The following is a 24772-nucleotide window of genomic DNA, read 5'->3' on the forward strand; positions in this document are numbered from 1 at the left end:
CCCCTGTCCATCTCCGCCACGCCCCCACCCTACCTCGACGACGAGCAGATCCAGCGCCTGTCCGACCTGCTCGACCAGCGCGCGGTGCCGTTCAAGGGCCTGAACCTGGAGGCGCTGGACGGCTTCCTCTCGGCGCTGGTGGTCGCGCCCTCGCTGGTCCCGCCCAGCGAATGGCAGCCGCTGGTCTGGGGCGGCCAGGCGCCGCGCTGGGACAGCGTGGAGGAAGCGGCCCAGGTCCAGCAGTTGCTGATGGGCCACTGGAATACCTGCGCCGCGCGTGCGCGCCACGACGGCGACAGCCTGCCCGACCACCTGGCCCCGCTGCTGTGGCTGCCCGAAGACCCCGAGCTGACCGGCGAGGAAGCCCTGCACGAGGACGAACTGGACGTCGGCCACGACTGGGCGCTGGGCTTCTTCACCGCGGTGATGCTGCGCGAGGCCGAGTGGGACCAGTGGCTGGACGAGAACGACTGGATCGAGGAGATCTTCGACCAGCTCGACCGCCTGGCCAGCGGCGAGGCGATCAACCCCGAAGACCCGACCGCGGAAGCCACGCCGGTCGGCTACCGCGAACGCCTGGCGATCGTGCTCGACCTGCCGTCGATGATGGCCGACCTGAACCACCACCGCGTGATGGCCCTGACCCCGCGCGAGCCGATCCGGCGCGAGGCCGAACCCGGCCGCAACGATCCGTGCCCGTGCGGGAGCGGGAAGAAGTACAAGAAGTGCTGCGGGGCGAATTGACGGCGCGTTGAGCGCGGGGACTGGAGAGGGCGTCGGGTTGCCCTCATGCGGGCTCCTGCAAAGGCAAGGGCGCCGCTTCTTCCTGCAAAAGAGAAGGGCCGGACAGGCCGGCCCTTTCGCATCACTTGCCGGTGGCGCGGCTTACCACTCCACCTCGGCCATCGAGCAGTTCAGGCCCGAGCCAATGCCCAGCAGGGCGATCCGGTCGCCCTTCTTCAGGCGCCCCAGCTCCTTGAGCTTGCTCAGCACGATCGGCACCGAGGCCGGGCCGATGTTGCCGTGCTCGCCGAAGATGGTCATGACCTTCTTCGGGTCCACGCCCAGCGACTTGACGAAGGCGGCGGTGTGCGGGCGGCTGACCTGGTGGATCACGAACTGGTCCAGCTCGTCCACCGCCCAGCCCAGCGCCAGCTTGGCCGCGGCGAAGGTCTTGGTGGCCAGCTTGATGCCTTCGATCAGCAGCAGGCGGGTGTCGGTGACCATGCGGTCCAGGTTGCCGCGGCACAGCTGGTTGAACTCGGTGGCCGAGCGGGTGACGCCGCCCTTGTAGCGCGGCGCGTCCGGGACCAGCTCGCGGCGGGCCAGGACCATCGCGGCGGCGCCGCAGCCCAGGGTGAGGGCGGCCATCTCGTCGCGGAACTGCTGTTCGGTCACGTCCGGGGCGGCCATCCGCTCCAGGGTCTTCTCGTAGACCAGGTTGGCGGTCTCGCCGTCCACCACCAGGGCGTAGTCGATCTCGCCGCGCTCGAGCATGCGCGCGGCGATGTCCATGCCGTTGATGAAGGCCAGGCAGGCGTTGGCGACGTCGAAGGTCATGCACTCCTCGCCCACGCCCAGGTTGCCGGACACGATCGAGGCGGTGGACGGCTCCAGGTAGTCGCGGCTGACGGAGGTGTTGACCAGCAGGCCGACCTTGTCCACGCCGATGCCGGCGTCGTCCAGCGCCTTGCGCGCGGCCAGGGTGGCCACGTCGGAGGCCTGCACGTTCTCGTCCCACATGCGGCGGGCGTGGATGCCGGCGATGTCGCCGAGCACGTCGACGCGGATGCCCAGCCGGTCCAGGGTCGGCTTGAGCCGCTCGTTGATTTCCTGCGAGGGCAGGGTGTGCGGCGCATCGACGTGCGCCAGTCCCGCGATGGAGACGTTCTTGAAAAGCATGGCTGGACCGCGCCGGATCGGGCGAAAGAGGGTCGATTCTACCGGTTGGCCGCCCTCACCGCACCCGCCGGTATGGGCCGCCGGTTCAGCCGCCGCAGCGCCAGGCGGCGAAGCGCTGGGTGCCGCCGGTCGGTTCGCCCAGCGGCTGGATGGTGTTGGCGGGGACGCCGGGGGCCTCGTTGCGGGCCAGGGTCTCCAGTTCGTCGCGAACCTTGACTGCATTGCGCTCGTAGAAGGCCACGCTGTGCTTCACCGAGACCTCGATCTCGCCCTGGCGGGTGCAGCCGGCTGGCGCCTCGCCGGCCGGGATCACGCGGACCTGCTTGGCCTCGGGCTGGATCGGCACCCAGGTGCAGGCGGCCAGCGGCAGGAGCAGGGCGAACAGGAGCGGCAGGCGGGTGTGGGGCATGGTTCGTGTCCGTGACGTCGGTCGGCGGCACCAGCCTGCCCGACCATGGATGAATGCCATTGTAGGAGCCCACTTCAGGGGGCGACCTGGTGCAGGCTTGAGGTGCGACGTTCAACGCGGTCTTCTGCGGAGGAGCTGCGTTGAACGCGGCGGTATCGGGGGCTTTCGGGTCGCCCCCTGAAGTGGGCTCCTACAGGGGGGGCGATGGCGCGCCGGGGGCGGCGCGCCAGGCACACTTACTCCTTCGCCGCGGAGGGCTTGCCGTCGGCATCGACGATGTGGACTTCGCCCAGGTCCAGGGCACGCACCGGCGCCTCGACCTGCTTGAGGTCGCCCACCACCACCCAGACCAGCTTGTCCGGATCCAGGGTGGCGGCGGCCTGCTTCACCTGGTCCACGGTCAGCGCTTCGATCTGCGCCTTGCGCTGGAACACGTAGTCGTCCGGGCGGTCGTAGCGGACGATGCCGCCGATCGTGCCCATCACCGCGCGGCCGGTCTCGTAGGCGCCGGGCAGGCTGCGGATCTCGGTGGCCTGGATCTTGGCGACCTCGGCCGCGGTCGGCGGCACCTTGCCGGTGGCGAACTCGCGCACTTCGCGGTCCACTTCCTTCAGCGAGTCGGCGGTCCTGTCGATCTGCACCGAGGCGAACGACATCCACGGCCGCTGCCCGATCGCGCTGGAGGCGAAGCTGTAGGCGCCGTAGGCCCAGTGCTTGTCCTCGCGCAGGTTCATGTTCAGCCGCGAGGTGAATTCGCCGCCAAGCACCGAGTTGGCGAAGTCGAAGCGGATCGCGCCCGGGTCCTTCGTCGACGGCACCACCTGGCCGGCCAGGATCGTGGCCTGCACCGCACCAGGCTGATCGACCAGGTACACGGTCGGCCGCGCCGGGCGCGCCACGTCGGCGATGGCGGCACGGGCGGGCGGCGCGGCGCCGTCGCCCTTCCAGTCGCCGAAGTGCTTCTCCAGCAGCGGCAGCACTTCGCCCAGGGTGGTGTCGCCGACCACGATCAGGGTGGCGTTCTCCGGGCGCACCCACTGGCGGTGGAACGCGGCCAGGTCGTCGCGGGTCAGCGCGGCGATCGAGGCCTCGGTGCCACTGCCGCTGAAGGGGATCGCATAGGGATGGCCCTTGCCGTACAGCAGCGGCGGCAGCACCCGCATCGCCGCGCCGTTCGGGCGCGCCTTCTCCTGGGCGATGCCGGCGATCCAGGTGGCGCGCACCCGCTCGATCTCCTTCTGCTCGAAACGCGGCTTGCGCAGCATGTCCGCGTACAGGTCCAGCGAGGCGTCCAGGTTGTCCTTCATCGCCGACAGGTAGGCGTTGCCGCCGTCGAGCGAGGCGCCGGCGCCCAGGCTGGCGCCCAGCGCTTCGGCGCGGTTGGCGAAGGCCAGCGCGTCGAGCTCGCCGGCGCCTTCATCGAGCATGCCCATGGCGAAGCTGGAGGTGCCCAGCCTGCGGCCCTGGTCGGCGGCGAAGCCGCCCTTGAACTCGTAGCTGAACTGCACCACCGGCACCGCGTCGCGGCGGGCCAGGATCACCTGCGTGCCGTTGGACAGGGTGGCCCGCTCCAGCGCCGGGAACTTCAGCTCCGGGAAACTCTCGGGCATGGGTACGCCCTGGCTGCGGTCGACCGTGGCCTTGGTCGTCTTGAACTTCGCCTCCGGCCTGGGCAGCACGAACGGCGCCGGGGTCGGCGACGGCTCCTCCTCCAGCACGGTGCGCTCGCCCGGCAGCACCACCAGGGTGTGCGAGCCTTCGCCCAGCCACTTGCCACCGGCGGCCTTGAGGTCGGCGGCGGTGGTGGCGGCGATCACGTCCAGCGAGGTACGGAAGCAGCCCGGGTCGCCCGTGTAGACCGCGCACTCGGCCAGCGCGTCGGCCTTGCCGCCGAAGCCGCCGATGCGCTCGATGCCGCGGACGAAGTCGGCCTTCAGCACGGTCTGCGCCTGGGCCAGTTCGGCCGCGGTCGGGCCTTCGGCCAGCAGCCGCTGCAGCTCCTCGTCGATGATCTTCTCCACCCGGGCCGGGTCCACGCCCTGCTTCACGTCGGCGCGGACGTAGAAAGTCGAGGCCAGCTCGAACGGATAGATGTAGGCGCTGATCCGGTCGACCAGCTTCTCCTCGTGCACCAGGCGGCGGTCCAGGCGCGAGCTCTTGCTGCCGCCGAGCACCTGCGACAGCAGCAGCAGGCGTTCGCCGTCGGGGTCGCCGTACGGGGCCACGCTCCAGGCGCGGTAGATGCGCGCCTGCGGCACCTTGTCGTCCATGGTCGCGCGGGTGGTGGCGCGGCCGCTGGCCGGGCCAGCCTCGATGCGGTCCAGGGTCGGGCCGGCGGGGATGTCGCCGAAGTAGCGGGCGGCCTTTTCCTTCGCCGTGGCCAGGTCGATGTCGCCGGCCAGCACCAGCACCGCGTTGTTCGGGCCGGACCAGGCGCGGAACCACTGCTTCACGTCGTCCAGCGAGGCGGCGTCGAGGTCGTTCATCGAGCCGATCGTGCTGTGGTGGTACGGGTGGCCCTTCGGGTACAGCGCGCGGTACAGCTCGTCGTCGGCCTGGCCGTAGGGCTGGTTCTCGCCCTGGCGCTTCTCGTTCTGGACCACGCCGCGCTGTTCGTCCAGGGTCTTCTGGTCGATCGCGCCGAGCATGTGGCCCATGCGGTCGGACTCCATCCACAGCGCCATGTCCAGCGCGGTGGTCGGCACGTTCTGGAAGTAGTTGGTGCGGTCCAGCCAGGTGGTGCCGTTCTGGTCGGTGGCGCCGACCAGCTCGAACGGTTCGAAGTACTCGCTGGGATGGTTCTCCGAGCCGTTGAACATCAGGTGTTCGAACAGGTGGGCGAAGCCGCTGCGCCCGGCCGGTTCGTCCTTGCTGCCGACGTGGTACCACAGGTTCACCGCCACGATCGGCGCCTTGCGGTCGGTGTGCACGATCACCCGCAGGCCGTTGGGCAGGGTGAAGCTCTCGTACGGCACCAGTGCCTCGCTGGAGTCTGCGGCGACCTTCGCGGCCAGCGCCGGCGACGGCGCAAGGGCGGCGGTGCCGAGCGAAGCGGCGATGGCGAGGACGAGGGCGGCCGTGCGTGGCCGACGGGATGCCGTCATGGTGACGCTCCTTGGGTGTGGATTCCCGATCCTACCCAGCGCCCCCCGCCTTTACACTAGGCCACAAGCCATGCCGGAGCGGAGCCGCCGATGCCGGAGAACGCGCACACCGCAATCCCTTCGCCGACCGCGTCCGGCACCCGCCACTGCCTGGTGACCGGCGCCAACCGCGGCCTGGGACTGGAGTTCGTCCGCCAGCTGCTGGCCCGCGGCGCGCGCGTGGTCGCCGCGTGCCGGCAACCGGGACGCGCCACCGCGCTGAACCTGCTCGCCGGCGAATATCCCGACCGCCTGCACGTGCTGCCGCTGGACGTGGCCAGTGCACGCAGCCGCGACGAACTGCTGCGCGAACTGCCGCTGGTGCTCGGCGATGAACGGCTCGGCCTGCTGGTCAACAACGCCGGCGTGCTGCACGGCGGCGAGCGATTCGGCCAGGTGGCCGAGGGCGACCTGGAAACAAGCCTGCGCACCAACGCGATCGGCCCGTTCCTGCTCACCCAGGCGCTGGCGCCGTTGCTGGCCGACGCCGAAGACGGCCGTCCCGGCGCCGTGGTGGCCAACCTGTCCTCGGAAATCGGCTCGCTGGCGCAGCGGCAGGAATTCCGCACGCCCAGCTATGCCATGGGCAAGGCCGCGCAGAACATGGGCACGGTGCTGCTGGCCAAGGCCCTGGCCCCGCGCGGGATCCGCGTGGTGGCCCTGCATCCGGGCTGGGTCCGCACCGACATGGGCGGACCGCGGGCGACCCTGGCCGCCGACGCAGCGGCGGCCGCCCTGCTGGGAGTACTCGATGGCCTGCGCCCGCAGGACAGCGGCGTGTTCCTGGGCCCGGACGCCCAGCCGCTGCCCTGGTGATGACAACTCCCACGCGCTCTCTGCACAGCCCCCTGTAGGAGCCCACTTCAGGGGGCGACCCGACCACGCGTGATGGCACGGCGTTCAACGCGATGCCCCGGACCCCCTGCGTTGTAGCGCGGCTGCGGGCAGGCGCTTCCGGGTCGCCCCCTGAAGTGGGCTCCTACAGGGGGGAATCAGGGGGCTTAGGGGCGCGGGAGCGGTTGTGCGCGGACGTCCGGACACCAGGCCGGACACTCCATGTCCGCGGATTATTCCTTGTTCATCAATATCTTGCAGTTGGCACGCGTCCTGCGTTGCTTTCCGGTGCGCAAGAAGACCCCCATCACCTGCTGAATCAACACTGAACAAAAGCAGGAAAGATTGAACTTTCGCTTGCACTTGCTGGTTAGGTGTATTACTTTACTACCACACCACCGCTACACAACACCGGAGCACGCCATGAACGCCAAGAACACCAAGAAGCTGTCCGCCGCGATGGGTCTGGTCCTGTCGCTGGCTGCCCTGTCCACCCAGGCCGCCGAAACCGCCCGCGTCGAGCACATCGTCGACCTGCCGGCCATCACCGTCCAGCCCGACGCCGCCCTGCGCGCCGAACTGGCCGCCAACCGCGTGGTCGACCTGCCGACCGTCACCGTCCGCCCGGATGCGGCGCTGCGCACCGAGCTGGCGATCCGCGCCGTCGCCGCCCGCGTGGTCGACCTGCCGACCGTGTACGTGAACCCGACCGCCGAGCAGATGGCCGAGCGCGCCGCGATCGTCGCCGCCGAGCAGGCCCGTGCCCTGGCCGCGCACCTGGCCAGCACCCTGGCGGTCGAAGCCGCGCACGCCACCGCGGCGCGCTGATCGCACCGGAGGCCGGCACGGCGGGCCGGCCCCGGCGGGCGAAGCGGAGCGCGAGGCCCGCCTACAATCGCCAGGATGCGAGCACCCGTTTTCGACGTCCTGCTGTACCAGCCGGAGATCCCGCCCAACACGGGCAACGTGATCCGCCTGTGCGCCAATACCGGCGCGCGCCTGCACCTGGTCGAGCCGCTCGGCTTCGCGATGGACGACCGGCAGCTCAAGCGCGCCGGCCTGGACTACCACGAGTACGCCCGCGTGCAGGTGCACGCCAGCCTGGAAGCCGCGCTCGACGCGGTGCGGCCGCAGCGACTGTTCGCACTGAGCACCCGCGGCCAGGTCCGCCACGACCAGCCGCAGTACGCCGACGGCGATGCCTTCCTGTTCGGCCCGGAAACCCGCGGCCTGCCACAGGACGTACTGGAGGCGATCCCGCCGGCGCAGCGCCTGCGCCTGCCGATGCGCCCGGACAACCGCAGCCTCAACCTGTCCAACGCGGTGGCGGTTGTGGTGTTCGAGGCGTGGCGGCAGAACGGGTTCGCCGGCGCCGACTGAGCGTCGGGCACGAAGTTCCGGCCTGCTCCACCTAATTTATGTACCGGTCAGTTTGGTATTCAGCATCGATTGCAGCGCAATTCGAATAATTGCACCCACCGCCGGATCAGATCGGCGGACATAACAACCGACATAGAAGGTCGATAGAACAATGAAGAAGTCCCTGCTGGCCCTGACCCTGCTCGCCGCCCTGCCGTTCGCCGCCTCCGCGGCCGAGGGCGTGTCCTACAACTACGTCCAGGGCGGTTATGCCGCCACCAACACCGACGGCGCCGACGCCGACGGCTGGGGCCTGGACGGCTCGGTCGCCATCGCCCCGAACTTCCACCTGTTCGGCGGCTACAGCAACCAGGAGATCGACAACACCTCGATCGACTTCGACCAGTACCGCTTCGGCGTCGGCTACAACCGCGAGATCGCCCCGGCGGCCGACCTGGTCACCCGCGTGGCCTACGAGAAGTTCGATGCCGGCAGCGGCTTCGACTACGACGGCTGGAGCGCGGAAGTCGGCGTGCGCGGCGCGCTGCACCCGAACTTCGAGGGCTACGTGATGGCCGGCTACGAAGACGGTGACAACTACGACGGCGAGTTCTACGGCCGCCTCGGCGCCCAGGCCAAGTTCAACGCGAACTGGGGCGTGAGCGGCGACGTGAAGTTCGTCGACGGCGACACCCAGTGGTTCGTGGGTCCGCGCTTCAGCTGGTAAGCGCGAAGAGTGCAAGGCCGGGGGCAGGCCCTCTCTCCCCTTCCCCCGGTCCAGCCTGCTGGCGTGCTCCCTCCCTCACGCCAGACCGGAGCCCGGCGCAAGCCGGGCTCTTTCTTTTGGATCGCGGTTACCGGAACAGGGCTTCGGGGTATTCGGGCTTCTGTTCGCGGGCCAGCAGCTGGCGCAGGCCGTCGACGGGGGTGATTTCCCCGTGCAGCACCGCCTGCACGCCGGCGGAGATCGGCAGGTCGATGCCGTGGCGGCCGGCCAGGCGCATCACTTCGTCGGCGGGCTGCACCGATTCGACCACCTGGCCGATCTGGCGGATCGCTTCGTCCATCGCCTGGCCGCGGCCCAGGGCCAGGCCCAGGCGGCGGTTGCGCGAGAGGTCGCCGGTGCAGGTCAGGACCAGGTCGCCCAGGCCGGCCAGGCCCATCAGGGTTTCCGGGCGCGCGCCGATCGCCGCGGCCAGGCGCAGCATCTCGTTGAGGCCGCGGGTGATCAGGCCGGCGCGGGCGTTGAGGCCCAGCTCCATGCCGTCGGACACGCCGGTGGCCACCGCCAGCACGTTCTTCATCGCCCCGCCCAGTTCGGCGCCGACCATGTCGTTGCCGGTGTAGGCGCGGAACGCCGGGCGGTGCAGGGCGTCGGCCACGACCTGGGCGAACCCGGGGTCGGCGCCGTGCACGGTCACCGCGGTCGGCAGGCCGAGCGCGACTTCCTTGGCGAACGCCGGGCCGGTGACCACGGCCAGCGGCACGCCGGGGCCGAGCACGTCCTCGGCCACTTCGTGCAGGAAGCGTCCGGAGCCCGGCTCGAAGCCCTTGGTCGCCCAGGCCACGCCGGCGCCGGCCGGGAGCAGCGGCTTGAGCGCGTGCAGGGTTTCGGTGAAGGCGTGCGAGGGCACCACCACCAGCACCCAGTCGCAGCCGGAAACGGCGGCGGCCAGGTCGGTGGTCGCGCGCAGCGTGCCCGGCAGTTCGATGCCGGGCAGGTAGCGCGGATTTTCGTGGGCCTCGTTGATCGACGCGGCGATCGCCGCGTCCCGGCCCCACAGGGTGGTGGCCAGGCCGTTGCGCGCAGCCAGCGCGGCCAGCGCGGTGCCCCAGGAGCCGGCACCGAGGATCGCCAGGGTGCCGGTCACGGCGGTGGCCGCGGTCATGGGGCCGCACTCATGGAGCGGGGGCCGCGGCTCAGGCGTTGCCGGACGGTTCGATCGAGGCCACGTCGGCCTGGTCGCCGGCACCGGCCTGGGCCTGGCGCTGGCGCAGGGTCTCGGCGTACAGCGCCTCGAAGTTGATCGGCTGCAGCAGGAACGGCGGGAAGCCGCCGGCCTGGATCAGGTCGCCCACGGCCTGGCGCACGTACGGGAACAGGATGTTCGGGCACTGGGTGCCGAGCAGCACGTCCACGCCCTGCGGCGGCAGGCCGACCAGGCCGAACACGCCGGCCTGGGCCACTTCGGCCACGTAGGCGGTCTTGTCGCCGACCTTGCAGGTCAGGGTCACGCCCAGCACCACTTCGTACAGGGCCTCGTTGAGGCGCTGCACGCGCTGGTTGAGGTTGAGCTGCAGGTCCGGCTGGCCCTGCTCGTTGAAGATCTGCGGCGCGCCCGGGGCCTCGAAGGAAACGTCCTTGACGTAGATCTTCTCCACGCTGAAGGCGGGGCCAGCGGCGGCGGCATCCTGCTGGACGGGGGCGGCGGCGCCGTTGGTGGTTTCGTCGGACATTTCTACGGACTCCAGTAATGCGGTAAAGGAACGATCAGCGTGATCGGGAAAGAACCCCGGATTATGGCACGCCCGACCGGGCGCGGCCGGGGGGCTCAGCCGCGGCCCTTGACCAGCGGCAGGCCGGCCGCGTCCCAGGCGGCGGTGCCGCCATCGAGCCAGTAGACCTGCTCGAAGCCGGCCTTCTTCAGCTTCTTCGCCGCAGCGGCCGAGGCCATGCCGTTGCGGCACACCAGCACCACCGGCGACTGCTTCGCCGCGGCCAGCAGCTTGCCCTGCGGGTCGAACTGGCTGGGAATGAGGTTGCGGCTGCCGGGGATGTGACCCTTCTCGAAGTCGCCGCTGGCCGACAGGTCCACCACCAGCGCCTTCTCGGTGTTGACCAGGGTGGTCAGCCCGGCCGGCTTGAGCGCCTTGTAGCCGCGGAACAGGCGGGCGATCTCGGTGTAGACGATGGCCACGGTCAGGCCCGCCAGCGCCAGCGACAGCATCGGGTGGCGGCCGAAGAAGGCCATCAGGGTCTCGTAATTCACGGCAGGCCGGATCGGGGAAGCGGGAAAGGCCGGCGATTGTCGCACAGCCGCCGGCGCCGCTTCCCACACGGGGCCCCCTGCCGCGCCCTCACTGCGCGGCCCATGCCGCGGTTGCCCGGCTCTACTTGCCTTCCCAGAAGTCCGGAAGCCCGGCCATCTGCCACCAGCGCTTGGACTTCTTGTCCCAGCGCCAGCGCTCCTGGAAGCGCATGGTGCGCTCGGCCTGGGTGTGGCGGTTGACCACGCCGATCTCCACCGTGCGCACCACGGTGCCGTCGTCCAGTTCGCCGTTGCCGCCTTCGCGGTAGCTGGACACCTGCAGCTGGCGGTAGCGCTCCAGTTCCAGTTCGGTGAGCGGCTGCCCGGCGCGCACCTCCGGGTCGACCAGCTGCCAGGCCGCTTCGAAGTCGCTCCAGCGCACCGACGAGGACCATGCCGCCTGCACCTGGTCGAGCTTGACGCTGCGGCGCTGGGCCATGGCATCGGGTGCCACGGCCAGGCTGGCGGACAGGGCGGCGAGCAGCAGCAACAGGAAGGTGCGCATCGGCGCCATGCTAGCAGGACGCTGCCGGGGCCGGACCGCCGGCCCAGGCCTCGGGCAATGACGCGCCGGACTCCGCTTTCGCGCGCTGGCCTCAGGTCCTGGCCAGAGCCACGAAGCGGCCGCCGAACGTGGTCGCCTCGCCGCCACCGGGCAGGCGCACGCAGGCAGCGACCTGGCAGCGGGCGCGGCCGCGGCGGCGGAAGGTGGTGATGAAGTCGTCCCAGTCGCCCTCTTCCAGCCAGGCCTCGGCCAGCAGCTCGTCCTCCAGTGGCGCCAGGTAGCGCAGGTGGCTGTCGGCCACGTAGACATCGGCTTCCAGCCCTGCCTGTTCCAGCCGCAGGGTCGCCAGCGCCCAGCCGGCCAGGGTCATCAGCGAAGCCAGGCTGCCGCCGAAGGCCGAGCCCTTGTCGTTGACGTTCGGCGCCAGCGGCGCGCGCAGGCGCAGGCGGCCGTCGGCCTCGCCGAGCACTTCGATCTGCATTTCGCGCACCAGCGGGATCAGGGCCAGGCGCGTGCGCAGCGATTCCAGGGAAATGGCGGCGTCGGCCGCCGGTGGGGTCGGGCTCATCGTCTGTCGGGCTCGGTGGGTTGGCGCAGGAGGCACGAGCCCGGCGCGGGGGCCCGCATAATGCCGCAAGGCCCGTGCCACGTCCCCCCGCCTGGTTCCTGGTCCCGCTGCGCGCACGCGGCGAACACGCCGCCTTGCGCCGCGCCGCCGCGCGCCACGGCGGCGGCCTGCTCGCACTGCCGCCGTGGCGGTTGCGGCCGCGCGACGGCGATGACGCACGCCAGGCGCTGGGGCAGGCACTGCGCGCGCCGGTGGTGGTGTTCACCAGTCCCGCGGCGGCACGCGCCGCCGCAGCCCTGCAGCCGCTGCTGCCACGCCACGGCCAGCACTGGCTGGCGGTCGGCGCCGGCACCGCCGCCGCGCTCGCGCGCGCCGGTGTGGCCGGGGTACAGGCGCCGGCGCGGATGGACAGCGAAGGCCTGCTGGCGATGCCGGCGCTGGCGACGGCATCGCGGGTGGGCCTGGTCACCGCGCCGGGTGGCCGCGGCCTGATCGCCGCGACCCTGGCCGCGCACGGCACGCCGCTGGACCGCGCCGACGTCTACGAACGGGTGCCGCTGCCGCCGCCCGCCGCCGCCGTGGCCCGGCTGGTGGCGCTGCAGGCGCCGGCCTGCGTGGCGCTGAGCAGCGGCCTGGCGCTGGAACTGCTGCTCACCCAGCTTCCCGCCGAAGCGACCGCGGCCCTGCGCCGCGCCGCCGTGGCCGCGGCCAGCGAGCGCCTGGGCGACCACGCCCAGGCCCTGGGCTGGGAACGCATCGCGATCGCCGGAAGCCCGCGTCCGGCCGCACTCGCCGCCACCGCCGCACGCCTGCTCGCGACCAAGGTCTGAGCCGTCGCCGCTTGCGGCGGTGAGGGCGTCAAGCGATCCTTTCACGCAGGGTCGCCGGTGCGACGCGCGTCACGGGTGGCAGCGCGACAGCGGCCCCGACAAGGACGCTGCCGTGGACGATGTTTCTCCCCCTACCCGCCGCGCGCGCTGGCGCGCGTTCGCGCCGCTGCTGCTGGTCGTGGCACTGGGCGCGGCCGGCTGGTTCGCGTGGCAGTCCTGGCAGTCGCGCCAGCAGCACGCGCAGGCGCGCGCGCTGGAAGACGCACGCCAGATCGAAGCACTCGGCCAGCGCATGGACACCCTGCGCGGCGACCTGCGCGCACAGGGCCGCCTGCTCCAGGACGCGGCCGCATCCAACCGCGTGCTGCGCGACGAAGTGCTCGGCCTGGGCCAGCGCAACGCGCTGCTGGAGGAAGCAGTCGCCCGCCTCGACGCCGACCGCCGCCAGGGCCACCAGGCGCTGCGCCTGGACGAAGCCGGGCTGCTGCTGGCGCTGGGCTCGCAGCGCCTGCACGTGGCCGGCGATGTCGACGGCGCGCGCCGCGCCTATGCGCTGGCCGCCGGCATGCTCGACGGCCTCGACGACCCGGCCCTGCTCAACCTGCGCCAGGCCCTGGCCGCCGAACGCGCCGCGCTCGACGCGCTCGGCGCCGGCCCGCGCGCGGAACTGCTGCAGCGCCTGCACGCGGTCGACGAAAGCCTGGCCACGCTGCCGCGCGAAACCGCGCCGGCCGCCACCACCGCGCCGCGCCCGCTGTGGCAGCGCCTGCTCTCGCCGCTGCTGGAAATCCGGCCCGCCGGCAGCGCCGTGCTGATGGGCGACGCCGAACGCCGCGAAGGCGAGGACGCGCTGCAGCTCGAGCTCACCCTGGCCCGGGCCGCGCTGGAACGCGGTGACGCCGATGCGTTCCATGCCGCACTCGACCGCAGCGCGCGCTGGCTGGCGCGGCTGTGGCCCGATTCACCCGCCCTGCACGGCGTCCGTGCCGAACTGGAGGCGATGCGCGAAGCGCCGCTGCAGCCGCAGTCGCCGCTGCTGGACAGCACGCTGCGGCAGCTGCGCGCGGTGCAGGACGGCGGGCTCCAGGACGGCAAGGAGGACGCGGGATGAAACCCTACCGTTGGCTGGTCGCGATGCTGGTGGTGGCGGTGCTGGGCGTGATCGGCGCGCAGTGGCTGGCGCAGCAGGACCAGTCCACGCTGGGCCAGGTGATCGTGCGCAGCGGTGGTTACGACTACAGCACCACGCTGCCGCGCGCGCTGCTGCTGCTGGTGCTGGCGTTCCTGGCGCTGGGCTTCGCCTGGTCGCTGCTGCGGCTGCCGTTCCGCGCCTGGGGCCGTTACCGCGAACGCCAGGGCCGCGTGCGCCTGGTCGAAGGCCTGCGCGCGCTGCAGGGCGGGCACTGGCTGCGCGCCGAACGCCTGGCCGCCGGCGCAGTGGACGACCCGGAGGTCGGCGCGATCGCGCTGGCCGCTGCGGTACGCGCCGCCGACGGGCGCGGCGACGACGACGCCGCGCAGGGCTGGCTGTCCACGCTGGCCACCCGCGATCCGGCCGCGCATGCGATGTTGCAGGGCGAGCGCCTGCTCGAGCGCGGCCTGCCGGTGGATGCGGTCAACGCGCTGGACGTGGCCGCGGCGCAGCCGCTGCCGCCGCGCGGCCTGCTGCTGCGCGCGCGTGCGCTGCAGGTGATGGGGCGCGCCGGCGAGGCCTACGGCCTGCTCGGCGCGCTGCGCCAGCAGGCGGCGCTGCCGGCCGACGGGCTGGCGCGGCTGGAACTGGAACTGGCCACCCGCTCGCTGCACGAGGCCGCCGACGCCAACCTGCTGGCCGAGCGCTGGGAAACCATGCCCAAGGCGCTGCGCACCGAAGCGCCGGTGGTCGCCGCCTACGCCGAACGCGCGGTCGCGCTGCGCTGGGACGACGCCGCGCTGCGCCACCTGGAGCAGGCGATCGATTCGCGCTGGGACGAATCGCTGGTGGACCTGTACGGCCGCCTGCCGATCGGCCACGTCGACTCGCGCCGCGCCAGCGCGCAGCGCTGGCTGGCCGCGCATCCGGCCAGCCCGGCGCTGCTGGGGGCGCTTGCGCGGCTGTCGCGCAAGCAGGGGCAATGGCTGAAGGCACAGGACTTCCTGCACCGCGCCCTGGCCCAGGGCGCAGGCGCCGAAGCCTGGGAAGAAATGGGCGCCGGCTTTGCCGCCGCCGGCGGGGAAAGCCTGGCCCGCCGCGCCTACGCCAACGCGCTGCATGCCGCGCGCGGCGAAACCGCCGAGGAACTCCCCGGGCGCGACCTGCGCGAAAAGATCTATGACCGGGCCGTGATCGAGGACCGCGACGAGCACGGCATCCCGCGGCTGAGGCCCTGATTCGCGCGCTCGGCTCCCGCACCGCGCCTGCTCCCTATTTCAGCTGCTCCACCAGGTCCGCAACCGGTTCGAACACGAAGGCCTTGCCCACCTTCTGGCTGTGCATCAGCTTGAGGTCGGCCAGTGCGAGCAGGTCCGACCGCGCGGTCTGGTAGCTGACGTTCTGCACCTGCATGTGCCGGTCGATGCGGTAGGTCTTCCCGGGATGGCGTATCGCATCCAGCAGCAGTTCCCGCTGCCGGTGGTTGAGCCTCCCGCCCAGCCTGGATCCGGGCCTGAGCAGGCTTTCGGCGCGGTGGCGCTCGTCAGCCTTGCGCGCCAGCCATCCATGCAATCCGTCGATGGCGCCCAGGATCACGTCCAAGTGATGATCGACGAAATAGCCCAGATCCGATTCATCCGTCTCGGTATACAGGTAGGCGCGCAGGTATTGGGCTTTCGCCCGGCGGAACACGCTGGATACCGACAGGAACTCGGTAAGCCAGTAACCCGAACGCAGCATCGACCAGTAGAACAGCGTGCGTGCCGTGCGCCCATTCCCGTCACAGAACGGGTGGTCATAGCCGACCTGGAAATGCAGCGCGATCGCACGGACCACGGGATGCAGGAACCCTTCCTCGTTCTGACCGTTGGCGAAATCGCACAGCGCCTGCAGGCGCGCCGGCAGCTCGCCGGCATGCGGCGGCACGTGCAGCACGCGCCCCTCCTCGTCCTGGACGACGATGTTGTCCCTGGCGCTGCGGAAGCGGCCAGCCTGCGCAGGGTCGTCCAGCGTGCCGTCTGTGAGCAGGCGATGGATCTCGAGAACCGCCTCCGGAGACAGCGGCTGATCGCGCCAGCGCTTGAGCTCCTGCATCACACGATAGTTGTTGTGGATCATCCGCTCGCCGTGGTCGCGCGGCGCGCGGCCCGTGCGCAGCATTTCCTTGGCCACATCGCGAGTAGTGCCGGCGCCCTCAAGCTGTGATGAGGTCATCGCCTCCTCGATCTGCGAACGGAACAGATAGCGCTCTTTCGCCCGTTCGTCGGCCATCCGGTCCAGTCCACGCAGCGAACCGGACGCCTCCCGGGTGATCGCATGGAGCTTTTCGGCGATCGAATCGGTCAGCGCTACGCGGAAAGGCCTGCCGTCCCGGTCACGCAATGGCAGATCCCGCACCGCCGTGTTCCGGGCCAGCTTGATCGCCAGCCACCACTGTTCGAGGGTCAGGCCGGATGGGGGATCAAGGTGGCGCAGATGGTCCCAGTGTTCGTACTTGCCCTTGACCTCGGGACCGACGCGCAGGCGCAGCAGGCGTCCCAGATCACCCGCATGGGCGTCGAACAGCCGCACGAAAGGAGGCGGGGAGACAGGGACCTTCATGGCACCTGTCAATTTACTACTAAATTCAAGCAAATTAGTAGCAAATTGCTACTTTCACATATCTATTTGATTTTAATTGTTATTTTTACGTCGCTTGCGGCGCCATCCGGTCCATCAACCGGCGCCTCAGCGTTCGACGATCGCCACCACGCCCATGCCGCCGGCGGTGCAGATCGAGACCAGCGCGCGGCCGCCGCCGCGTTCGGCCAGCTGCCGGGCCGCCGTCGCCACCACGCGCGCACCGGTGGCGGCGAACGGATGGCCGGTGGCCAGCGAGGAGCCGACCGGGTTGATCTTCTCCGGATCGATCCGGCCCAGCGGCGCGTCCAGGCCCAGCCGGTTGCGACAGTAGTCCTCGCTCTCCCACGCGCGCAGCGTGCACAGGACCTGCGCGGCGAAGGCCTCGTGGATCTCGTAGAGGTCGAAGTCCTGCAGGGTCAGGCCGTGGCGCTTCAGCATCTCCGGCACGGCCACGGTCGGCGCCATCAGCAGGCCTTCGCCGTGGACGAAATCCACCGCCGCCACCTGCGCGTCACGCAGGTACGCCTGCGGCTCGTGGCCGTGGGCGCGCGCCCATTCCTCCGAGGCCAGCAGCACCGCCGCGGCGCCGTCGGTGAGCGGGGTCGAATTCGCCGCGGTCAGGGTGCCGCGGCCGGAGGCCTTGTCGAACGCCGGCTTCAGCGTGGCCAGCTTCTCCAGGGTGGTGTCCGGGCGCAGGATGTTGTCGCGCTCCACGCCGCGGAACGGCGCCACCAGGTCGGTGAAGAAACCGCGCTCGTAGGCCGCGGCCAGCTTGCGGTGCGAGGCCACCGCCCACTCGTCCTGCGAGTCGCGCGCGATGCTCCACTGCTTGGCCATGTCCTCGCAGTGGTCGCCCATGCTCTTGCCCGTGCGCGGCTCGGCCACGCCGGGGAACTCGGGCTTGAGTTCGGCCAGCTTGAAGCCCTTGAACGCGGCCAGCCTGTCTTTCGTGGTCTTCGCCCGGTTGGCGGCGAGCAGGCGCGAACGCAGCTTCTTGCCGTACACGATCGGCACGTCGGAGGTGGTGTCCGAACCGCCGCCGATGCCCGACTCGATCTGGCCGACCGCGATCTTGTTGGCGACGGTGATGATCGAATCCAGGCTGGTGCCGCAGGCGCGCTGCAGGGTGATGCCCGGGGTCAGCGGCGACAGGCCCGACGACAGCGCCGCCTCGCGGCCCAGGTTCCAGTCAGATGGGTGCTTGATCACCGCACCCATCGCCACTTCGCCCAGCTGCTGGCCGTGCAGGCCGAAGCGCTCGACCAGCGCGCCGAGGGTCCGCACCGACATGCCGAGGTTGCCGACGTCCGAATAGGCGGTGTTCTGGCGGCAGAACGGGATGCGGACGCCGCCGAGGATGGCGACGGGGCGGACGGATGTCATGGGGCGTGCCTCGCGGGAATCCATTCGTGGGGCCGGACTGCATACGCAGCCGAATGCATAATGTGGAAGTGTAGCCCCGACCCGTCAGGCGGCCAATGATCCAGACCCACCACGGCATGAACGGACCCACCACCTGCGACGCCCTGCGCGGGCGCGATGCCTTCGCGCCGCCCGCCTGCGCCCCGCCCGCCTGCACCCGCTACCGGAGCGACCGCCATGACTGAGTCAAAGGTGGCCAGGGGCGTGCTCGCGCTGGAACTGGCCGGCGGTGCCGCGCCGGAACGCCCGGCGCTGGCGCCGGAAGCGGCCGGCGAACTGGCCACGCGCGTGGGCCGCGACCTGGCCGGGCTGGTCGAAGGTGCCGCCGGGCTGGACCTGGTGCTCGCCGCCGCCCACTTCGACCCGGCCGAGGCGCTGCGCCCTGGCTGGCCGCTGCACCAGCGCCTGCAGGAACTGCACGCGCGTGCGCCGGGCCGTGGCGCGGGCCCGCGCGTGCTCGCCTTCGGTGCCGATGCCGGCGGCGTGGTGCCGCTGCCGTTCCAGGCCGAACCGGCACTGGCCGGCGGCGGCCTGCGCGTGCTGCCGTTCCTGCTGTCCGGCGACGCCGGTGCGGTCGATGCGGTCGCCGACGCGCTGGAGGAAAAGCTGCTGCAGTTCGGCATGGCCGCGGCCGATACCGCGCTGCTCGCCCAGGACGGCTTCGGCGCGCGGATCGAGCACGCCCGCTACCTCACCGCGCACGACCTGGCCGCGATGATGGCCATGCAGTACGACAACCAGGGCCTGGCACCGCTGTGGAACCTGGTCGAGGCCGCGCTGCTGGCGCCGCAGGCGGTGGAATGGCTGGACGCCGGCGCCGAACCGCTGCTGCGCCTGGAGGGCGGCGAAGTACGCATGGCCCTGTTCGACCCCGCCGGCTGGTGCCGGCACTACGCCGCCGCGATGGGCGGCAACGAGGGCGAGTGCGAACGGATGCAGCGGGTGTACGAACACTTCCTCGCCCGCCAGCGCCAGTTCTCCGCGGTACTGGAAGCGCACGGCATCCCGGTGCTGTACGTGCACTGCAACGGCAGCGACGACGCACGCGCGCTGCTCGGCTGACCCTGCCCGGCGCTCCGTCAGCGCGTCACCTTGATCACGCCGCAGGCCAGGCGCGCGCCGGCGTTGCCGGTGGGCTGGGTGTGGTAGTCGTCCGGCGCCGCGTGCACGATCACCGCGCGGTTGGCGATGTCGTTGGCCGCGCCGCCGCCCAGGGTCACCCCGCGCAGGTGCACGTTGACCTTGGCCACGCCGCTGCCATCGGAGGCGATGTTGTCCATGTCGCCGGCGTGGTGCACGGCGGTGCTGGCGCGACCGTGGGCGCTGGCCGCCGGGTTGAAGTGCGCACCCGCGCTGGTCGCGTCGACCGCGCTGCAGTCGCCCTTCTCGTGCACGTGGAAGCCGAACTGGCCGTTCGGCGCCAGGCCGCCGACTTCGCCGCTCAGGTGGACACCATCGCCCATCGGCGCCAGGGTCAGCTTGCCGCTGACGCGGCTGCCGGATGCGGAGGCCAGTACGGCCGTGGCCTGCTGCGCGGTGCTGGTCGCGGCGGGCGTGGCGGAGGTCGAAGCCGGCGGCGTGCTGCTGCAGGCGGCAAGCGTGGCCAGGGTGAGCAGGCCGAGCGAGGCGTGGGCGATGCGCATGGTCGTACTCCGTGCCGGAAGGGGACCACAGCATAAGCAACCCGCCAGTCGATGCCGCATGAACGGGGGCTGCGGTTGTAGGAGCCCACTTCAGGGGGCGACCCGACGCCGCCCGGACACAGCCGCGAACAGCGCGACCGCTCCGGAGACGACGCGTTGAGCTCCGCGCCTTCAATGCCACCGGGTCGCCCCCTGAAGTGGGCTCCTACAGGCGGTCGAAGGGGCCGAAGGGGGCGAAGCAGGCGAGGGGCGGAAAGGGGCGAAGGGGCGACGAGGGCTTGTCTCAGCGGCGCTTGCGGGCGGGGCCGAGTTTGCGGGTGACGGTGTTGCGGCCTACGCCCAGCAGGGCGGCTGCTTCCACCCGGCGGCCACCAGTGTGTTCCAGGGCCGCGCCGAGCAGGGCCTGGTCGAAGCGTTCGCGCGCCTCGGCGTGCAGGTCGCGCGCTCCGGCCTGCAGGCAGGCCAGCGCCCACTGCGCGAGCTGGTGGTCCCATCCGCCCGGCGCGCCGGCGACGGCGGCCACGGCCTGGACGGTGCCCGGCGCCGGCGCCTGCACGTCCTCCAGGTCGGCCACCGTGATCGTCTCGCCCGGCGCCAGCGCGGCCAGGCGCCAGCACAGGTTCTGCAGTTCGCGCACGTTGCCCGGCCAGTCCAGCACCTGCAGCGCGGCCCGCGCAGCCGGATCGAAACGCTTGGCGCCGGCGCCGAGCCTGCGCGCGGCGCGGTGCAGGAAGGTGTCGGCCAGCAGCGGGATGTCGCTGCGCCGCTCGCGCAGCGCGGGGATCCGCAGCCGCACCACGTCGAGCCGGTGCAGCAGGTCGGCGCGGAAGCGGCCCTGCTGGACCAGCGTCTCCAGGTCCTGGTGGGTGGCGGCGATCACGCGCACGTCCACCCGGATCAGTTCGCGCCCGCCGACGCGGAAGAACTCGCCCTCGGCCAGCACCCGCAGCAGCCGGGTCTGCAGCGAAGCCGGCATGTCGCCGATCTCGTCCAGGAACAGGGCGCCGCCGTCGGCCTGCTCGAAGCGGCCGATGTGGCGCTTCTGCGCGCCGGTGAAGGCGCCGGCCTCGTGGCCGAACAGTTCGCTCTCCAGCAGTTCGGCCGGGATCGCGGCGGTGTTGAGCGCGACGAACGGGCCGGACGCACGCGGCGATTCGCGGTGCAGCGCGTTGGCCACCAGTTCCTTGCCGGTCCCGGTCTCGCCGGTGATCAGCACCGACAGCGGCGCCTGCGCCAGCCGGCCGATCGCGCGGAACAGCGCGCGCATGGCCGGGGTATCGCCGATCAGGTCGGCCGCGGCCTCCGTGCCTTGCAGTTCCGGCCCGGGCTCCGGCGCCGGCTGCGGCGCCGCGACCGCCGGCAGCGCGCGCGCGGCCAGCGCCACCGCATCGTCCAGGTCGAACGGCTTGGACAGGAATTCGTGCGCGCCGCCGCGGAATGCGCTGGCGGTGCTGGCCACGTCGGTATAGGCCGACATCACGATCACCGGCAGCTGCGGATGCGCGGCCTTGAGCCGGTCCAGCAGCACCAGGCCGTCCTCGCCGGGCATGCGCACGTCGGTGAACAGCAGGTCCGGGGCGCCGCGTACGCGCAACGCGGCCAGCGCGCTGGCGGCGTTCTCGAAACCGTCGACCTCGTAGCCGGCGTCGCGCAGCGCGGTGGCCAGGACGAAGCGCACCGAGCGGTCGTCGTCGACCACCCAGACGCGGCGGCTGTCGTCGGTGTCCGCGGTCATGGCGTGGTGGCTCCTTCGGGTTCGTTCTGCGGCAGCAGCAGGGTGAAGACGGTGTGGCCCGGGCGCGAGCGGAAGGTCAGCGAACCGCGGTGCTCGCGCGCGACCTGGTGGGCCAGGGCCAGGCCCAGGCCGCTGCCTTCGGCGCGGCCGCTGACCAGCGGCAGGAACAGGTGCTCGGCCAGTTCGTCGGGCACGCCGCGGCCGTCGTCGACGATCTCCACCCGCAGCGCGCGCGCATGCAGGTGTTCGCGGATGTGCAGCCCGCTTTCCACCCGCGTGCGCAGCACCAGGGTCGAGGCACCGGCCTGCAGTGCGTTGCGGACCAGGTTCCACACCGCCTGGGCCAGGCGGTCGGCATCGCCGGCGAACTCGGGGATCGACGGGTCGTAGTCGCGCTGCACGCGCACGCTCCAGCCGCCCTCGGCCTCGGCCAGGCGCAGCACCCGCTCGAGCACGGCGTGGATGTTCAGCGGCGCGTGCGGGCGCTGCGGCGCCGGCGACATCAGCTGCTCGACCAGTTGGCCGAGCCGGTCGATCTCCGCACCGATCAGCTCGATCAGTTCGCCCTCGTCGCGGGCCTCCGGGCGCTGCCCGGCGCGGCGGGCGAGCAGCTGGGCGGCGCCCTTCAGGCCGGCCAGCGGATTGCGCAGTTCGTGCGCCAGGCCCTTGAGTGCGGCCTGCAGCGCGCCGGGCAGGGCCTGGGCCGGGTCGCCGGCGGGGAAGGCGTCGGCCGGGTGCGCTTCCAGCAGCCAGCCGTCGGCGGTGCGGGTGATCCAGCCATCGGCGAAGCGCGCCGCCTCGCCGGGCATGCCCAGCGCGATCCGGTGCAGGCGCAGCACCTCGCGCTCGTCTTCGGCGAGGAAGCGGGCGACCGCGTCGCCTTCCAGTTCCAGCGCCGCCAGCGGCTGGCCGAGCAGGCGCCGCGGACCGACCCCGAGCCAGCGCGGAAACGCCGGATTGACCCCGGTGATCCGCGCCTGGCGGTCGGTCCAGGCCACCGGGGTGCCGAGCTGGTCGAGGGTGGGCGCGGGGGCCGTCATGTCCATTGCACCAATTTAGTGCAAATGGTGGGCCGCCGCGAATGGATTCCGCCGTCGTTCCCGCCCTCAGCGCTGGCGGCGGGCCTGCAGGACCAGGGAATGCAGGATGCGCAGGTCCTGCGCGTCCAGCACCGCGGCCTCGTCGCCGCGGTAGTGGCGGCGGTAGGCGCGCCCGGCCGCATCGCGGTCGGCCCGCGGCCAGCCGATCGCCTGCATCACCAGCCACGATCGAAGCCCGGCGGCGGTTCGCCATCGGCCGGATCCGGCCACAGCCCGTAGCCGGCCTCGGCCAGGCGTTGCCACGGGAACTGCGGTCCGGGGTCGCGCTTGCGCGTGGGCGCCAGGTCGGCGTGGGCGATGACCGCGTGGCGCGGGATGCGCAGGCGCAGGCACAGGTCGTCGAGCAGGCGCAGCAGCGCCTCGACCTGTGCCGGCGGGAAGGGTGCGGCGCCGTCATTGTCCAGCTCGATCCCGATCGACGCCGAGTTCAGGTCGTCGATCGTGCCCCAGCTGCCGCCGCCGGCATGCCAGGCGCGGCGAGAATCCTCGACCAGCTGGTACAGCGCGCCGTCGGCGCCGACCAGGTAGTGCGAGCTCACCGGCCCGCCGCTGTTGCGCGTGCTCAGCGTGTGCAGGCTCTGCGCCACCGAATCCTGCTCGGTCGCATGCAGTACGATGATCGTGGCGCGGCGCGCGTCGTGGTTGGGCGAGGGCTCCCACTGCGCGATCGGGTTGCGCACCGGCGCCTGCGCGCAGGCGCACAGCAACACGCAGATGAGGGCGGGGATCCAGCGGATGGCCATGGCCCATTGCAGCGGCATGCGCCGCGGAAGGCAAGCAGGCGTCCCGCGCGCGCCTGCGGACACGGCTCCGCAGCGGGCGGCGCTGGCGGATGACACTGCTGGAAAATGCCGGGAACACGGAATCACCTCGGCGATGCGGGTCGCGCTGCGCCCCGGGTCGCGATGCATCAACCCGGATCGTCACCCGGTCGCGGCCGGAACACCCGGCCGCACCGGAAGGGAACCCGGCCCGCGGCAGCGCGCCGGGGGCCGGTTGCAGCCTGGATCACGCCTCGTAGGCGGACTCGCCGTGCGAGGTGATGTCCAGGCCGATGCGCTCGGCCTCCTCGTCCACGCGCAAGCCGAACACCAGCCTGGCCACGGTGAAGCCGACCGCCGAGACCACGCCGATCCAGGCGATGGTCAGGCCCACACCCAGCGCCTGGATCGCGACCTGCGACCCGATGCTGAAGTCCTCGCCACCGGTGCCGCCCAGCGACGGCGCGGCGAACACACCGGTAAGGATCGCGCCGACGATGCCGCCGACCGCGTGCACGCCGAACACGTCCAGGCTGTCGTCGGCGCCCAGCAGCTTCTTCAGGCCGGTGACGCCCCACACGCAGACCACGCCGGCGGCAAAACCAATGGCCACCGCGCCGAACGGACCGACCAGGCCCGCAGCCGGGGTGATGCCGACCAGGCCGGCGACCATGCCCGAGGCCACGCCCAGCGCCGAGGACTTGCCCTTCACCAGCTTCTCGGTCAGCGCCCACGCCAGCACCGCCGCGGCGGTCGCCACCAGGGTGTTGAGGAAGGCCAGCGCCGCGCCGGCGGTGGCTTCCAGGTTGGAGCCGGCGTTGAAGCCGAACCAGCCCACCCACAGCAGCGAGGCGCCGACGAAGGTCAGGGTCACGTTGTGCGGCTTGAGCGCGGTCTGGCCGTAGCCCAGGCGCCTGCCGACGAAGTACGCGCCGACCAGGCCGGCCACGCCGGCGTTGATGTGCACCACCGTGCCACCGGCGAAGTCCAGCGCGCCCTTCTCGAACAGGAAGCCGCCCGTGGCCCAGACCATGTGCGCCAGCGGCAGGTAGCCGAAGGTGAACCAGATCACCGCGAACAGCAGCACCGCGGCCAGCTTGGCGCGTTCGGCGAAGGCGCCGACGATCAGCGCGCCGGTGATCCCGGCGAAGGTCGCCTGGAAAGCGACGAACACGTACTCCGGCAGCGCCACGCCTTCGCTGAAGGTCGCCGCCAGCGTGTCGACGCCGACGCCGCGCAGGAACAGCTTGTCGAGGTTGCCGACCCAGGCGCCTTCGCCCGAGAACGCCAGGCTGTAGCCGTACACGATCCACAGCACGGCCAGCAGCGAGAACACCACCGCCACCTGCACCAGCACCGAGAGCACGTTCTTGGCGCGGACCATGCCGCCGTAGAACAGCGCCAGGCCGGGCACCACCATCAGCAGCACCAGCAGCGTGGAGGTCAGCATCCAGGCGACGTCGCCCTTCTCCACCACCGGGGTGGCGGCGGGTGCGGGCTCGGCTTCGCTGGCAGCCTGGACCGCCGCGGCCATGGAGGTGACGACGGTGGCGGCGGCCGCATCGAGTTCGGCGGCGATGGCCGCCTTGTCCGCGGCGGTGGCATCCACGGGTGCGGTGGCAGGTGCGGGCGCGGCGACATCACCGGTCGCCGGCGGTACTGCGGTTTCCTGCGCCTGCGCGGCGAATGACAACGTGGCCATGGCCGAAACGAGCATCGACAGGCACACGGCATGGAACCGGGTCTTCCACCCGGCCACAAAAGGCTTCTTCATGAGG

Annotated in this window: 23 protein-coding genes and 1 pseudogene; 9 read left to right on the forward strand and 15 right to left on the reverse strand. The window is 71.7% G+C overall.

The window, feature by feature from the left end; all coding sequences use genetic code 11:
* Positions 1-3: 3 nt before the first annotated feature.
* Positions 4-744, forward strand: a complete 741-nt coding sequence (locus CSC64_RS05365) for a UPF0149 family protein (RefSeq protein ID WP_238389775.1) — start codon at positions 4-6, stop codon at positions 742-744.
* Positions 745-885: 141 nt separating this feature from the next.
* Here the strand turns inward: CSC64_RS05365 and CSC64_RS05370 are convergent, their stop codons facing one another.
* The 3 genes from CSC64_RS05370 to CSC64_RS05380 all read right to left on the reverse strand — a co-directional run bounded on the left by CSC64_RS05370 (position 886) and on the right by CSC64_RS05380 (position 5415).
* Positions 886-1902: a 3-oxoacyl-ACP synthase III gene (locus tag CSC64_RS05370; protein WP_162434300.1), complete on the reverse strand. Its 1017-nt coding sequence runs from the start codon at positions 1900-1902 to the stop codon at positions 886-888.
* Between the two features lie 85 nt (positions 1903-1987).
* Positions 1988-2311, reverse strand: a complete 324-nt coding sequence (locus tag CSC64_RS05375; protein ID WP_162434301.1) for a DUF4156 domain-containing protein — start codon at positions 2309-2311, stop codon at positions 1988-1990.
* 236 nt (positions 2312-2547) lie between these two features.
* Positions 2548-5415: a M16 family metallopeptidase gene (locus CSC64_RS05380; RefSeq protein WP_162434302.1), complete on the reverse strand. Its 2868-nt coding sequence runs from the start codon at positions 5413-5415 to the stop codon at positions 2548-2550.
* Positions 5416-5505: 90 nt separating this feature from the next.
* On the opposite strand from CSC64_RS05380, the gene CSC64_RS05385 reads away from it, so the two are divergent.
* From CSC64_RS05385 to CSC64_RS05400, 4 genes are all read left to right on the forward strand, one after another.
* The gene (locus CSC64_RS05385) at positions 5506-6270 is read left to right on the forward strand and encodes an SDR family oxidoreductase (RefSeq protein ID WP_162434303.1); all 765 of its coding nucleotides are present in this window, start codon (positions 5506-5508) and stop codon (positions 6268-6270) included.
* 441 nt (positions 6271-6711) lie between these two features.
* Positions 6712-7116 (forward strand): hypothetical protein, encoded by a 405-nt coding sequence (locus tag CSC64_RS05390; protein ID WP_162434304.1) that lies wholly within the window; start codon positions 6712-6714, stop codon positions 7114-7116.
* A 75-nt stretch (positions 7117-7191) separates the two neighbouring features.
* The gene (trmL, locus tag CSC64_RS05395; RefSeq protein ID WP_162434305.1) at positions 7192-7668 is read left to right on the forward strand and encodes a tRNA (uridine(34)/cytosine(34)/5-carboxymethylaminomethyluridine(34)-2'-O)-methyltransferase TrmL; all 477 of its coding nucleotides are present in this window, start codon (positions 7192-7194) and stop codon (positions 7666-7668) included.
* A 151-nt stretch (positions 7669-7819) separates the two neighbouring features.
* On the forward strand, positions 7820-8374 hold the full coding sequence (locus tag CSC64_RS05400) for an OmpO family porin (protein WP_162434306.1): 555 nt from the start codon (positions 7820-7822) through the stop codon (positions 8372-8374).
* A 127-nt stretch (positions 8375-8501) separates the two neighbouring features.
* On the opposite strand, the gene CSC64_RS05405 is transcribed toward CSC64_RS05400, so the two are convergent.
* The 5 genes from CSC64_RS05405 to CSC64_RS05425 form a co-directional block, all read right to left on the reverse strand.
* Positions 8502-9536, reverse strand: a complete 1035-nt coding sequence (locus CSC64_RS05405) for an NAD(P)H-dependent glycerol-3-phosphate dehydrogenase (RefSeq protein ID WP_162434307.1) — start codon at positions 9534-9536, stop codon at positions 8502-8504.
* Positions 9537-9567: 31 nt separating this feature from the next.
* On the reverse strand, positions 9568-10104 hold the full coding sequence (gene secB, locus CSC64_RS05410; protein ID WP_162434308.1) for a protein-export chaperone SecB: 537 nt from the start codon (positions 10102-10104) through the stop codon (positions 9568-9570).
* A 95-nt stretch (positions 10105-10199) separates the two neighbouring features.
* A complete protein-coding gene (locus CSC64_RS05415; RefSeq protein WP_202922316.1) occupies positions 10200-10637 on the reverse strand; it encodes a rhodanese-like domain-containing protein in 438 nt (145 codons plus the stop codon).
* Positions 10638-10758: 121 nt separating this feature from the next.
* Positions 10759-11181, reverse strand: coding sequence for a hypothetical protein (locus CSC64_RS05420; RefSeq protein ID WP_162434309.1), 423 nt, complete (start codon positions 11179-11181; stop codon positions 10759-10761).
* 91 nt (positions 11182-11272) lie between these two features.
* Complete coding sequence (locus CSC64_RS05425; RefSeq protein WP_162434310.1) at positions 11273-11749, reverse strand: YiiD C-terminal domain-containing protein; 477 nt, start codon at positions 11747-11749, stop codon at positions 11273-11275.
* Positions 11750-11823: 74 nt separating this feature from the next.
* On the opposite strand from CSC64_RS05425, the gene CSC64_RS05430 reads away from it, so the two are divergent.
* The 3 genes from CSC64_RS05430 (at position 11824) to CSC64_RS05440 (ending at position 14949) form a co-directional block, all read left to right on the forward strand.
* Positions 11824-12579 carry a uroporphyrinogen-III synthase gene (locus tag CSC64_RS05430; protein WP_162434311.1) on the forward strand — a complete coding sequence of 252 codons (756 nt, stop codon included), beginning with the start codon at positions 11824-11826 and terminating at the stop codon, positions 12577-12579.
* 112 nt (positions 12580-12691) lie between these two features.
* Positions 12692-13690 carry a uroporphyrinogen-III C-methyltransferase gene (locus CSC64_RS05435; protein ID WP_162434312.1) on the forward strand — a complete coding sequence of 333 codons (999 nt, stop codon included), beginning with the start codon at positions 12692-12694 and terminating at the stop codon, positions 13688-13690.
* A complete protein-coding gene (locus CSC64_RS05440; RefSeq protein ID WP_162434313.1) occupies positions 13687-14949 on the forward strand; it encodes a heme biosynthesis protein HemY in 1263 nt (420 codons plus the stop codon). The genes CSC64_RS05435 and CSC64_RS05440 overlap by 4 nt, the downstream gene beginning before the upstream one ends.
* Before the next feature lie 34 nt (positions 14950-14983).
* Here CSC64_RS05440 and CSC64_RS05445 read toward each other — a convergent pair whose 3' ends face one another.
* On the reverse strand, positions 14984-16312 hold the full coding sequence (locus tag CSC64_RS05445; RefSeq protein ID WP_162434314.1) for a Fic family protein: 1329 nt from the start codon (positions 16310-16312) through the stop codon (positions 14984-14986).
* 126 nt (positions 16313-16438) lie between these two features.
* The gene (locus CSC64_RS05450) at positions 16439-17716 is read right to left on the reverse strand and encodes an acetyl-CoA C-acetyltransferase (RefSeq protein ID WP_162434315.1); all 1278 of its coding nucleotides are present in this window, start codon (positions 17714-17716) and stop codon (positions 16439-16441) included.
* Positions 17717-17932: 216 nt separating this feature from the next.
* On the opposite strand from CSC64_RS05450, the gene CSC64_RS05455 reads away from it, so the two are divergent.
* The gene (locus CSC64_RS05455; protein ID WP_162434316.1) at positions 17933-18817 is read left to right on the forward strand and encodes a hypothetical protein; all 885 of its coding nucleotides are present in this window, start codon (positions 17933-17935) and stop codon (positions 18815-18817) included.
* Between the two features lie 17 nt (positions 18818-18834).
* Here CSC64_RS05455 and CSC64_RS05460 read toward each other — a convergent pair whose 3' ends face one another.
* The 5 genes and pseudogenes from CSC64_RS05460 to CSC64_RS05480 form a co-directional block, all read right to left on the reverse strand.
* Positions 18835-19398 (reverse strand): superoxide dismutase family protein, encoded by a 564-nt coding sequence (locus tag CSC64_RS05460; protein ID WP_162434317.1) that lies wholly within the window; start codon positions 19396-19398, stop codon positions 18835-18837.
* Between the two features lie 283 nt (positions 19399-19681).
* Positions 19682-21133 carry a nitrogen regulation protein NR(I) gene (gene ntrC / locus CSC64_RS05465; protein ID WP_162434318.1) on the reverse strand — a complete coding sequence of 484 codons (1452 nt, stop codon included), beginning with the start codon at positions 21131-21133 and terminating at the stop codon, positions 19682-19684.
* The gene (locus CSC64_RS05470) at positions 21130-22179 is read right to left on the reverse strand and encodes a two-component system sensor histidine kinase NtrB (RefSeq protein WP_425501680.1); all 1050 of its coding nucleotides are present in this window, start codon (positions 22177-22179) and stop codon (positions 21130-21132) included. The genes ntrC and CSC64_RS05470 overlap by 4 nt, the downstream gene beginning before the upstream one ends.
* A gap of 60 nt (positions 22180-22239) precedes the next feature.
* Positions 22240-22976: pseudogene (locus CSC64_RS05475) on the reverse strand (N-acetylmuramoyl-L-alanine amidase).
* Positions 22977-23241: 265 nt separating this feature from the next.
* A complete protein-coding gene (locus tag CSC64_RS05480; RefSeq protein WP_162434320.1) occupies positions 23242-24768 on the reverse strand; it encodes an ammonium transporter in 1527 nt (508 codons plus the stop codon).
* Between the last annotated feature and the right edge of the window lie 4 nt (positions 24769-24772).

This window comes from Pseudoxanthomonas koreensis, from assembly GCF_010093225.1.
Taxonomy (GTDB): domain Bacteria; phylum Pseudomonadota; class Gammaproteobacteria; order Xanthomonadales; family Xanthomonadaceae; genus Pseudoxanthomonas; species Pseudoxanthomonas koreensis.

Coding starts and splice junctions, on each gene's coding strand:
- CSC64_RS05385 (WP_162434303.1), top strand. CDS start 5,506: ATGCCGGAGAACGCGCACACCGCAATCCCTTCGCCGACCGCGTCCGGC.
- trmL (WP_162434305.1), top strand. CDS start 7,192: ATGCGAGCACCCGTTTTCGACGTCCTGCTGTACCAGCCGGAGATCCCG.
- CSC64_RS05425 (WP_162434310.1), bottom strand. CDS start 11,749: ATGAGCCCGACCCCACCGGCGGCCGACGCCGCCATTTCCCTGGAATCG.
- CSC64_RS05445 (WP_162434314.1), bottom strand. CDS start 16,312: ATGAAGGTCCCTGTCTCCCCGCCTCCTTTCGTGCGGCTGTTCGACGCC.
- CSC64_RS05375 (WP_162434301.1), bottom strand. CDS start 2,311: ATGCCCCACACCCGCCTGCCGCTCCTGTTCGCCCTGCTCCTGCCGCTG.
- CSC64_RS05470 (WP_425501680.1), bottom strand. CDS start 22,179: ATGGACATGACGGCCCCCGCGCCCACCCTCGACCAGCTCGGCACCCCG.
- CSC64_RS05455 (WP_162434316.1), top strand. CDS start 17,933: ATGACTGAGTCAAAGGTGGCCAGGGGCGTGCTCGCGCTGGAACTGGCC.
- CSC64_RS05405 (WP_162434307.1), bottom strand. CDS start 9,536: ATGACCGCGGCCACCGCCGTGACCGGCACCCTGGCGATCCTCGGTGCC.
- CSC64_RS05480 (WP_162434320.1), bottom strand. CDS start 24,768: ATGAAGAAGCCTTTTGTGGCCGGGTGGAAGACCCGGTTCCATGCCGTG.
- CSC64_RS05440 (WP_162434313.1), top strand. CDS start 13,687: ATGAAACCCTACCGTTGGCTGGTCGCGATGCTGGTGGTGGCGGTGCTG.
- ntrC (WP_162434318.1), bottom strand. CDS start 21,133: ATGACCGCGGACACCGACGACAGCCGCCGCGTCTGGGTGGTCGACGAC.
- CSC64_RS05400 (WP_162434306.1), top strand. CDS start 7,820: ATGAAGAAGTCCCTGCTGGCCCTGACCCTGCTCGCCGCCCTGCCGTTC.
- CSC64_RS05460 (WP_162434317.1), bottom strand. CDS start 19,398: ATGCGCATCGCCCACGCCTCGCTCGGCCTGCTCACCCTGGCCACGCTT.
- CSC64_RS05390 (WP_162434304.1), top strand. CDS start 6,712: ATGAACGCCAAGAACACCAAGAAGCTGTCCGCCGCGATGGGTCTGGTC.
- CSC64_RS05380 (WP_162434302.1), bottom strand. CDS start 5,415: ATGACGGCATCCCGTCGGCCACGCACGGCCGCCCTCGTCCTCGCCATC.
- CSC64_RS05420 (WP_162434309.1), bottom strand. CDS start 11,181: ATGCGCACCTTCCTGTTGCTGCTGCTCGCCGCCCTGTCCGCCAGCCTG.
- CSC64_RS05450 (WP_162434315.1), bottom strand. CDS start 17,716: ATGACATCCGTCCGCCCCGTCGCCATCCTCGGCGGCGTCCGCATCCCG.
- CSC64_RS05370 (WP_162434300.1), bottom strand. CDS start 1,902: ATGCTTTTCAAGAACGTCTCCATCGCGGGACTGGCGCACGTCGATGCG.
- secB (WP_162434308.1), bottom strand. CDS start 10,104: ATGTCCGACGAAACCACCAACGGCGCCGCCGCCCCCGTCCAGCAGGAT.